Raw genomic sequence first — 9,862 nt, 5'->3', positions numbered from 1 at the left:
AGACCAATCTTGTTGATCTCCTTCACCTTCAAACTGGCAAACTCGCCGACCTGCGCCTTGGGCGTCTCGGTGGTCGCGATCAGCCGGTCTTCGCTGTCCAGGTAAACGAACACATTCAGCCAGTCTTCCTCTTCGGTCGGCTGGTCCTTGGGGATGTAGCGGTTGGGCAGCAGAATCTCGCCCTCCGCGCCGCCATCCAGATAAAGCCCGAAGCCCACATGACTGACTATCTGCAAACTGTTGTAGCGCCCGATCAAGGCCATGGTGCAATCTCTCGGTAAATAACGGCAGTGTAACAGGGCCGCGGGTAGTTCAAGTAAGATCGGGAACAACCGACCCATAGTTCCAGTAGTCGGGCCTGGCAATAGCTGCTAGATTCCAAGAATCCCGGACCGAAATGTCGAAAACAAAAAAGGACATCAATCCTAATGGACGAAGCGCAAGACCCTTCTGACATAGCTGGGTTGCTTATGGCCACCGCGCGGCAGGATCAACAGGCATTCGAACGCCTGTATCGACTGACCAGCGCCAAGCTTTTCGGCATCTGCAAACGCATGCTGTTGCAAGGCACCGATGCTGAAGACGTGCTTCAGGAAGTCTATATAACCGTCTGGGCCAAGGCTGCCCAATTCGATGCCCAGCGTGGCAAGCCGATTACCTGGCTAACCACAATTGCGCGCTCCAAGTGCATCGATCGTTTACGTCTTGGTGGTGTGGATCGGCATATGGACCCGGTTGACCTTGACCAATTGCCGGAGCCGGAAAAAACCGACCCAGTCGAGTTAGCCAGCGATCAGCAGCGGCTCGATAATTGCCTTTCCAACCTGCAGACCCAGCATCGCACCGTCATCAAAACCGCCTTTTTCGACGGTTGTACCTACCATGATCTGGCTGCCCGCACTGGTGTGCCCCTGGGAACAATGAAAAGCTGGATTCGACGTGGCTTGATGAGCCTCAAGGCGTGCCTGGAGCAATGAATACGACCCGATTAATAAGTGAAGAAGACGACCAGCGTCTGGCAGAATACGCTCTTGGCGTGCTGGAAGCCGATGAACGCAGATCCGTCGAGGCGCAGCTTGCTGCGGACGCCGGGTACGCTGAGCGATTGGCCGAGTGGCACGCGCACCTCGCGCCCATGCTGGCAGAGATAGCCGACCAGACGCCACCGGAATATGTGTGGGCGCGCATCCGCGACAGTCTTGGTCAGAATCCGCGACACGAAGAGGCGGTTCGCTCCCGACCCGAAGGTCGAGGTAGCATTTGGGAAAGCCTGAATGCATGGCGCTGGCTTACCGCGGGAAGTGCTGCTGCAGCGCTGCTCATGGCGCTGTTGCTGGTGGTCATGCTGCCCCGGGAAGACAGCCTGCAGCCCATCGACAGCATGCTGACCGCGGCACTGCAGCTGGAAACCGGCCAGGTGGTTTATACCGCTACCCTGGACGCCAGCCGGCGCAGCCTGGTGGTGGTTCCGGCGGCAGAGATTCAGCTCGAAGGCCGCGATGCCGAGCTCTGGCTGATTGCCGGTGACCTCCCTCCGCAGTCGCTTGGCCTGTTGCCGGCTGATGGTGCGGCGCGTCTGGCTGTCCCCGAAGAGCTTGTGGCATTGGCCAATGCCAACAGCGTATTTGCCATATCCCTGGAACCGCCCGGCGGCTCACCAACGGGACTGCCCACGGGGCCTGTGGTCGCCCAGGGCGTACTGGCAGACATCTGACCTGACTCCTCAATATCCGACCGGCCGGGCGTAGCGCAACGCACCCTGGCCGGCGCTCCTCTGCAAAGCTCCCCCGGCCTTCTGGCGACATCTTCCGCGGGATCTGGTGGTATCCGAAATAAAATCAACTTGTGCTGCGTCCGTTTTCCGACTCGTTGCGTATATCCATTGAGGTATCCAAAAACAACAGAGAAGGAGGTTCACATGAGCCGGCAATACACGCGTTCCCTTTTGGCAAAATCCGTCGTGGCCAGCATTCTAATTGGTGCGGGTTTTGGCTCGGCCATCAGCTTGGCCTCCAGTCACCGCGAAGCACCGTTTATTACTGAAGTGCCCAAGGTGGATGGCACTGATTTTTACATGTTCCGCAGTTATGAGCTCGGCCGTGAAAATACGGTGACAATGATTGCTAATTATCTGCCTCTTCAGGACGCCTACGGCGGCCCCAATTATTTTGATCTGGATGGCAATGCGATCTATGAAATTCATATCGACAACACCGGTAATGCAGAGGAAGACATTACTTTTCGCTTCAAGATGACTGATGTGAAGCAGGATCTGCAGCTGGATGTCGGTAACGATGGTGCTACGCAAAAGGTATCGGTACCGCTGAAGAATATTGGTGGAATCGGACCGTCTGCTGATCAAACCGCCGCAGTGCAGATGAGACAGACCTACGAACTGACGGTGATTCGTGGCGACCGCCGCACGGGCACAGCCGAAACGGTGATGAACGCCTTCGATCAGTCCGCTACGTTCAGCAAGCCGGTGGATAATATAGGCAACAAGTCGATAGGTGATTACGAAGCCTACGCCAATGATCATGTCTACGATGCAATCATCCCCGGTTGCAACGGGACTGCCCGGGTATTTGTAGGTCAGCGCAAGGAAGCTTTTGCCGTAAACCTTGGCGAGATATTCGATCTGGTCAACACCAACCCGCTGGGTGGCCGTAACGCCGAGGCCAACGATCTGGCAGACAAGAATGTCACCTCGCTGGCGCTGGAAGTGCCCACGTCCTGCCTGACCGGCACCGCGGCCAATAGCAACAACCAGAAAGTAATTGGCGCCTGGACAACTGCCAGCCTGCCTCAAGGCCGTGTGTTGAACCCTCAGCCAATGGCTAACGCCAAGGGAGCGAGTATCCAAGGCGGCGCCTTCACTCAGGTTTCCCGTCTGGGCATGCCTCTGGTCAATGAAGTTGTCATTGGTCTCAAGGACAAGGACGCATTCAACGCCAGCGAACCGAAGGACGATGGACAGTTTGCTACCTATGTAACGCATCCAACGCTGCCCGAATTGCTGGAGATCCTGTTCCAGGGCACCGCAGTGGCTCCGAATATGTTCCCGCGCACCGATCTGGTCAGCGCATTTCTCACCGGCGTGCCTGCTGTCAACCAGCCCCAGGGTGTAGTTACCTCGGAAATGCTGCGCCTCAATCCCGAGATCGAGGTAACACAGCCGGGCTTCCAGAATGATCTTGGCGTTCTCGGCGGTGATAACGCGGGCTTCCCCAATGGTCGCAGACCAATTGACGACGTTGTTGATGTATCCCTGCGAGTCGCCATGGGCGCGCTGATCGCCGACTCGACTGTTGCGCCAAACAACCAGGCGCCCTTCACCGATGGCGTGCAGGTAGATCCGAACGGTCTGCAGTCATCCTTTCCTTACCTGAGCACACCGCTGCCCGGCTCACCCAACTAAGGAGACTGACATGATCAAGACACTATGCATGTTAAGTCTGGCTGGTTGGCTGCTCACCGGCTGTCTGAGTGGCGGTGGTGGCGGCGGCTCTGCTGGGGGCGGAGGCGTTGATGGGGGCGGGGGACAAGGCACGCAGTCGTTCACGGCCCTGGTCAAGGATATCTTTGCTGGCACCAGTGAGACCGCAGAGCCCGTTGCCATCAACGACCTCACCATTACCTATGACGATCAGGAAAACGAAGGAGCGTTTGATGATCTTCTCAGTCAGCAATAAGGGAGGCCGGGGCTTGCGCCCCGGCGTTTTCCCCATCCTGGGTATGCTGTGTTTTCCTCTTGCTGGATGGGCGGGTGCGATAGGTACCGAGATCAAGCTGCCTGCCCGTGATGCCGTTGTTCTCTCCGTCAAGGAAACTGCGGCGGCAACCGCGGCCAGCGCTGTATTGCCAGTGGCCTTGCGCTCACCGGACAGGTTGGCCAAGGAGCTACGCGGCCTTATCGATCTGTCCCGAACTACCGGCAGTCCGCGCCCGTTGGGGTTGGCCGTGGGTTTGCTGAACCAACTGCCGCAGGATCGATGGACCCCGGATGTATACCTCATGCGGGCAACCATCCACCAACGGCTGCACCGGTTTGATCAGGCGGAAGCGGATCTCGCACGGGTGCTAAAGGCCCAGCCCGATAATCGTCAAGCCTGGCTTACCCGCTATAGCATCGCCATGGTACGCAACGATCTTGTGGCGGCTGAGCTTGCCTGTAACAAGCTCGCTCAGCCCCGGCCAGGTCTGTTGTCTGCAAGCTGCACTCAGGAGCTGGCCAGCCTCGGGGCTCAGCCCCGTCAGGCTTATGATCTTTTACGCCAGAGGCTCGATGTCTCTGGTTCTGCTGGCGCTATCGAGCGTGACTACGCGCTCATTACACTGGCGGAAATGGCTTCACGGCTCGGTCTGCCCGAGGCCGATGGTTACTGGCAGCGCGGTCTGCTGCAGGCCCCTGATGATTTGTATCGTCGGGCACGCTACGCCGACTGGCTATTGGCCCAGGGCAGGCCCGCGGAAGTTCTCGTGATTACGGACGGATTCAATGAGATAGACACCCTTGCGGTATTACGGGCTATCGCCTTGACCCGCCTCGATGATCCCCAGCAGCCTGGCCTGGTTTCCGAGCTTGATGAGCGTTTCAGGGAGGCGCGTTGGCGTGGAGAAAACCTGCACCATTGGGAATACGCACGTTTTCTGTTGGACGTAAAAGGCGATGCCGATGCGGCTCTGGAAATGGCCCTTGCCAACTGGGAGACTCAGCGTGCTCATCCAGATCGTGAACTTCTGATACGTGCTGCGGCCAGAGCGGGTAAGAGCCCCAATTTTGCTGTTGAGCTGCGTGATGGGGAAAGTACGTTATGAAAAGCTCAATCATCCTGGTGATTCTCAGTTTCGTCATGGCGGGCGCGGCACATGCACATAAGGCCAGCGACAGCTTCCTGTATTGGCAACCGGCTTTCGTCGAGGCTCCCGGTCGGCTGGATATAGCACTGGTTGACCTGGCGCGCGCCGTTCCGCTAGACGGCAATGGCGACGGTCAGGTGCTCTGGGGCGAAGTGGTGGATCGGCAAGCCAGCGTAAGAAATTACCTCGCTTCGCGACTACAGGTTATGTCTGGTGATCTGGAGTGTCCGCTGGATTTGCGCCTGGCGGGGATCACCCGTCACAGCGACGGCAATTACCTGGCCGTGGAATTTCGTCCTGACTGCCTGCATTCGGAAGTCGCTCCGTCACAGTTGAAATACAACGTATTTTTTGATCAGGACCCATTGCATCGTGCTCTGGTGATGACGCGGATCGAGGGCAATGACCGGTTGGCGGTACTGAGCCCTGACCAACGCACCCTGACCTTTGCCGAAGTGCCCAGTGTCTGGCAAACCGCAGGTGACTTCATCTGGGAAGGGATGGTGCACCTGTGGATCGGCTACGACCATATGCTATTTCTGCTGGCGTTGTTGTTGCCCGCTGCGGTGCGGCGTGAAAAGGGCCATTGGGTGGTAGAAGACCGGCTCGGGGCTGCAGTCAAGGACGTGGCGTTGATCGTGACCGCCTTTACCGCTGCTCATTCGGTGACCCTGGTCATCGCCACCCTGGGTGTGGTCCGCTTGCCCATCGCCTGGGTGGAAACCTTCATCGCATTGTCCATCGTTGCTGCTGCGGTGAATATCATCTGGCCGTTTCTGGGGCACAGAAGATATCTCGTCGGTTTTGGTTTCGGTCTGATTCATGGCTTTGGCTTTGCCAGCGTGCTGGGTGATTTCTTGAGTGACACGTCATCTCGGCTAGTCGCCCTGGCCAGCTTCAATGTTGGAGTTGAGCTGGCTCAATTGGCGGTAGTGCTAGCGGTGGTGCCGGTGATTTTTCTGCTGCGCAATCAGTGGATTTATCAGCGAGTAGTGATGCCGATCGGGGTGGCCGTCGTCGCGCTGACTGGCACAGTCTGGGCGTGGGAGCGGGTACCTCTCTAAGCACCACGCGGTGCTGTTGCAGTGCTGAGAGAGGTCTCAGTCGAAAGAGGGCAGGCTCGGCGTTACAACCGGTTTGCCTGCTTCGCTCCAGGCGTCAAAGCCGCCACTGATGGACTGCACATTCATGTAGCCCATCTCTTGTAGAGAGCAGGCGGCCAGTGCGGCGCGTCCGCTGGTCTTGCAGTAGAGCACCAGCTTGAGATCGCGCGCTGACAGCTCTGGCGCATTGCTCAGTTTGAACTCCAGCATGCCCCGTGGGATGTGCACTGCTCCGGGAATATGCCCGGCAGCAAATTCGTCGCTTTCGCGCACGTCAATCAGCGCGTCCGCGTCGCGAATTGCCGCCTCGGCGTCCTGTATGGACACCTCCTGAATTCGGGTCTTGGCATCGGTTACCAGGTCATGTGCATTTTTCATGGCGCTTGCCTCTCGAGTTGAGTGGGTAGATGAGCAATATGCGCTCCCTGCTTCAGGGTATCCAGGGCGATTTGCGGTGAAAGCGTCTGCAGAGCCTGGAACTGGCTGATAAATACCTGGCCGCCAAAATCCTGCAGAAAACTCGAGCGCTTGAGTTGGTCCATTACCGGGCCCTTGACCTCGGAAAGGTGCAACTGAACCCCCGCGGTGCGAAGTCTCTCTACGATATTTTCCAGCGAGTCCAGCGCGCTGGCGTCGATCAGATTCACCCCGGGGCACATCAACACCAGATGGCGTACCTGCGGCCGGGCAGCAATCAGCTCGGCAATGCGCTCTTCCAGATAGCGGGAATTGGGGAAGTACAAGCTTTCATCGACCCGCAGCGACAGTACATCGGGCGATTCGACCACCGCAAAACGCTCGATATTGCGAAAGTGTTCGCTCCCCGGCACCTGGCCGACTACCGCCATGTGGGGCTGACTGGTGCGCCAGAGAAAAAGCATCAGCGAAAGCCCGACGCCCAGCAGGATGCCTGCTTCCACTCCGATGAGCAGCACGCCCAACAGAGTCGCTGCCTGCGCGGCCCCATCCGGACGCGAGTAGCGCCAAGTGCGTTTCAGCGATTCGAGATCGACCAGGCTCAGCACCGCAATAATAATCGTGGCCGCCAGCACCGCCTGTGGCAGATTGTGCAGTAACGGGGTCAACAACATGACGCTGAGGCCAATGCCGGCAGCAGTAAAAACCCCTGCCATGGGTGTCTGGGCGCCTGCATCATAGTTCACCACCGAGCGGGCAAAGCCGCCGGTAACCGGATACCCGCCACTGAAAGCCGCGCTCAGATTCGCCGCTCCCAGGCCGAGTAATTCGCTATCGGGTTCGATCCGTTGGCGCCGTTTGGCGGCCAGGGTCTGCCCCACGGAGACGGATTCGACAAAGCCTACCAGGCTGATGAGGAGCGCCGCCGGCAACAAGACTATCGCCAGTTGCAGATCCAGCGTTGGGGTCATCATCCCCGGTAGACCCTGGGGAATAACTCCCACCACCTTTACCCCGGAGTCATCCAGTTGCAGAACAGTCACCACCAAAATGGCGGTGATGATGGCCAGTACAGGCCCGGCTTTGGTCAGGTTGCCCGCCATTCCGGCGCCCAGACCCAGGTGTTGCAGCAGCGGTTTGAGCCGGCTCCGTGCCCACCATAGCCATGCCAGGCTGAGAAGGCCGATCAGCAGCGTCTGTAGATGAATCTGCGGAAGCGACTGCCATAACGACGATGAGATCTGTAGCAGGTTCCCGCCTGAACCAGAAACGCCGAATATATGTTTGAGCTGTCCCACTGCGATCAGAATGCCGGATGCACTGATAAAGCCCGAGATAACCGGATGACTGAGGAAATTGGCCAGAAAGCCCAGGCGCAACACCGCCATGAGACTCAGGATCACGCCCGAGAGCAACGCCAGGAGCATAGCCGCGCCGATGTATTCTGCGCTGCCTGCGGGAAACAGCGGGCCCAGTGCCGCAGCGGTCATCAAAGACACCACAGCGACAGGGCCCACGGCCAAAGCGCGGCTGGAGCCGAACAGGGCATAGGCCAGCAGGGGCAGGATGCTGGCATACAAACCTGTGACCGGGGGCAGGCCTGCGAGCATGGCGTAGGCCAGACTCTGCGGGATCAGCATCAGCGTTACGATCACCGCCGCCAGGCCATCCTGGGCGGCGGTGGTTCGATTGTATTGGCGGCCCCAGTCCAGCCAGGGTAACCAATGGCGTAGTTTCATTTGCCCTGTTCCTTGCCAAAATCGCATGCCGGGGGCGCCTCAACCGCCAGCGGTTCGTGGGGCAGGTGCTTGGGGTGGGCCAGCCATTCGCGGCCACGCAGCATCATGTCGAAGTAGATGCCCGGCATCATTTTCACTTTCAGGTCCCAGGCCAGCCGCCGCGGGACGACAGGGTCCAGCGGAAAGGTGGGTAGGAGCTTTCCGCCATAACCGAATTCGGCAAGTATCACCTTGCCTCGCTCAACGGTTAGCGGGCAGGATCCGTAGCCGTCATACAGGGCGCGAGGGCCTTTGCCCGCCAGAACCGCAATCACGTTCTCGGCCACTACCGGGGCCTGTTTGCGCACAGCTGCAGCTGTTTTGGCATTCGGTGCGGCACACACATCGCCCAGACTGAAGATGTTGCCATAGCGCGGGTGGCGCAGGGTTTCGTGGTCAGCCTCCACCCAGCCATCAGCGTTCGCCAGGGGGCTCTGACTGACAAAGGCGGGCGCCTGTTGGTGGGGCACCACATGCAGAAAATCGAATGACTTCTCGACTGTCTGGCTGTTGCCCTGAGCATCCACCTGCTTGAACCAGGCCTTGTGCGCAGGGCCGTCGACTGCGGTCAGCGTGGTATTGAAACTGAGCTGCGCTCCGTAGCGTTCGATGTAGTTCATCAGCGGTGGCACGAAGGTGGAAACACCAAAGAGCACGGCCCCGGACGAGCAGAACTCCACATCGATGTCAGACAGCACGCCTTGTTTCTGCCACCAGTCGCAGGACAGATACATGGCTTTCTGTGGCGCGCCGGCGCACTTGATCGGCATGGGCGGCTGAGTGAAGAGGGCGCGGCCGCGCCGCAGATTCTGTACCAGCTGCCAGGTATAGGGCGCCAGTTCGAACTTGTAGTTCGAGGTCACCCCGTTCTTGCCCAGGGTTTCCCTGAGTCCTTCGACGGCATCCCAGTTCAGGCTGAGACCGGGGCACACGACCAGGGTCCGGTAGCCGAGACGGTTGCCGTCCTCCAACACCACCCGCTGCTGGTCCGGCTCGAAAGCCGCCACCGCCGAGCGTATCCACTGGGCAGCCTGGGGAATGCACTTGCCCATGGGTCGCTCGGTCTGAGCCCGGTCAAAAATGCCAGCGCCGACCAGGGTCCAGCCTGGCTGGTAATAGTGCTGCTCCCGTGGTTCAACCACCGCAATGCGCAGGTGTGGATCGCGCTTCAACAGGCTCGCCGTCACGGCGCAGCCGGCGGCACCGCCCCCGACCACCAGTACGTCGTAGCGTTGGGTAGCGCTGATGCTCGCGGTAGGCGTGGGGCCTGGGGTGGTTTGCGAATACAGCTCCAGCCGGGGAGCAAGACCGGTAAGGTCGTAACCCTGCCCCCGAGCGGCGGCCAATAGCGCCAAAGGGTCAATATGGTGCGCTTCACTCAATGCCCAAAGCGAGATGGAGCGGGTACCTGTTCGGCAAAAAGCCAGAACCGGTCCGCGTACCTGATTGAGCAGCTCGGTAAAGCCAGCTACGTCGGTATCCGTGATCTGCCCCGAAGTGACTGGCAGGTGATGGTATTCAAGTCCGCTGGCCCTGGCGGCCGCGTGCATCTCGGCCGAGGTGGGTTGCCCCTCCTCTTCGTTGTCGGGACGGTTGTTGATAACAGTGCGATATCCTGCGGCAGCCAGGGTGCCCATATCCGCCGGTTGCAACTGGGCCGCCACGGCAATGAAAGGGCTAAGGCGCTTGAGCGAGTCCATGGTT

At 59.2% G+C, this 9,862-nt stretch carries 10 protein-coding genes; 6 read left to right on the top strand and 4 right to left on the bottom strand.

Annotated elements, in window-relative coordinates:
• Positions 1–263: S1-like domain-containing RNA-binding protein (locus tag FZF01_RS19470; protein WP_263363742.1), on the bottom strand; the 263-nt coding region annotated here is incomplete at its 3' end.
• Between the two features lie 165 nt (positions 264–428).
• On the opposite strand from FZF01_RS19470, the gene FZF01_RS00280 reads away from it, so the two are divergent.
• The 6 genes from FZF01_RS00280 (at position 429) to FZF01_RS00255 (ending at position 5,924) form a co-directional block, all read left to right on the top strand.
• Entirely contained in the window at positions 429–977 is a 549-nt protein-coding gene (locus FZF01_RS00280) for a sigma-70 family RNA polymerase sigma factor (protein WP_150276113.1), read from the top strand.
• Complete coding sequence (locus tag FZF01_RS00275; RefSeq protein WP_150276112.1) at positions 974–1,714, top strand: anti-sigma factor; 741 nt, start codon at positions 974–976, stop codon at positions 1,712–1,714. The genes FZF01_RS00280 and FZF01_RS00275 overlap by 4 nt, the downstream gene beginning before the upstream one ends.
• A gap of 204 nt (positions 1,715–1,918) precedes the next feature.
• Complete coding sequence (locus FZF01_RS00270) at positions 1,919–3,418, top strand: DUF4331 domain-containing protein (RefSeq protein WP_150276111.1); 1,500 nt, start codon at positions 1,919–1,921, stop codon at positions 3,416–3,418.
• Positions 3,419–3,428: 10 nt separating this feature from the next.
• The gene (locus FZF01_RS19465) at positions 3,429–3,692 is read left to right on the top strand and encodes a hypothetical protein (protein ID WP_223825331.1); all 264 of its coding nucleotides are present in this window, start codon (positions 3,429–3,431) and stop codon (positions 3,690–3,692) included.
• Positions 3,670–4,818 carry a tetratricopeptide repeat protein gene (locus FZF01_RS00260; protein WP_188434317.1) on the top strand — a complete coding sequence of 383 codons (1,149 nt, stop codon included), beginning with the start codon at positions 3,670–3,672 and terminating at the stop codon, positions 4,816–4,818. The genes FZF01_RS19465 and FZF01_RS00260 overlap by 23 nt, the downstream gene beginning before the upstream one ends.
• On the top strand, positions 4,815–5,924 hold the full coding sequence (locus FZF01_RS00255; RefSeq protein ID WP_150276109.1) for a HupE/UreJ family protein: 1,110 nt from the start codon (positions 4,815–4,817) through the stop codon (positions 5,922–5,924). Before FZF01_RS00260 ends, FZF01_RS00255 begins: the two co-directional genes overlap by 4 nt.
• Before the next feature lie 36 nt (positions 5,925–5,960).
• Here the strand turns inward: FZF01_RS00255 and FZF01_RS00250 are convergent, their stop codons facing one another.
• From FZF01_RS00250 to FZF01_RS00240, 3 genes are read right to left on the bottom strand one after another with little or no spacing between them, the layout of a single operon-like run.
• Positions 5,961–6,341 carry a rhodanese-like domain-containing protein gene (locus tag FZF01_RS00250; RefSeq protein ID WP_150276108.1) on the bottom strand — a complete coding sequence of 127 codons (381 nt, stop codon included), beginning with the start codon at positions 6,339–6,341 and terminating at the stop codon, positions 5,961–5,963.
• Positions 6,338–8,119: a SulP family inorganic anion transporter gene (locus FZF01_RS00245; protein ID WP_150276107.1), complete on the bottom strand. Its 1,782-nt coding sequence runs from the start codon at positions 8,117–8,119 to the stop codon at positions 6,338–6,340. Before FZF01_RS00245 ends, FZF01_RS00250 begins: the two co-directional genes overlap by 4 nt.
• Positions 8,116–9,858, bottom strand: a complete 1,743-nt coding sequence (locus FZF01_RS00240; RefSeq protein WP_150276106.1) for a bifunctional protein tyrosine phosphatase family protein/NAD(P)/FAD-dependent oxidoreductase — start codon at positions 9,856–9,858, stop codon at positions 8,116–8,118. The genes FZF01_RS00245 and FZF01_RS00240 overlap by 4 nt, the downstream gene beginning before the upstream one ends.
• Positions 9,859–9,862 lie beyond the last annotated feature (4 nt).

Source organism: Halopseudomonas salina, from assembly GCF_008641105.1.
The sequence above is the reverse complement of the archived record's forward strand: the minus strand, read 5'-3'. Positions and strand labels throughout refer to the sequence as shown.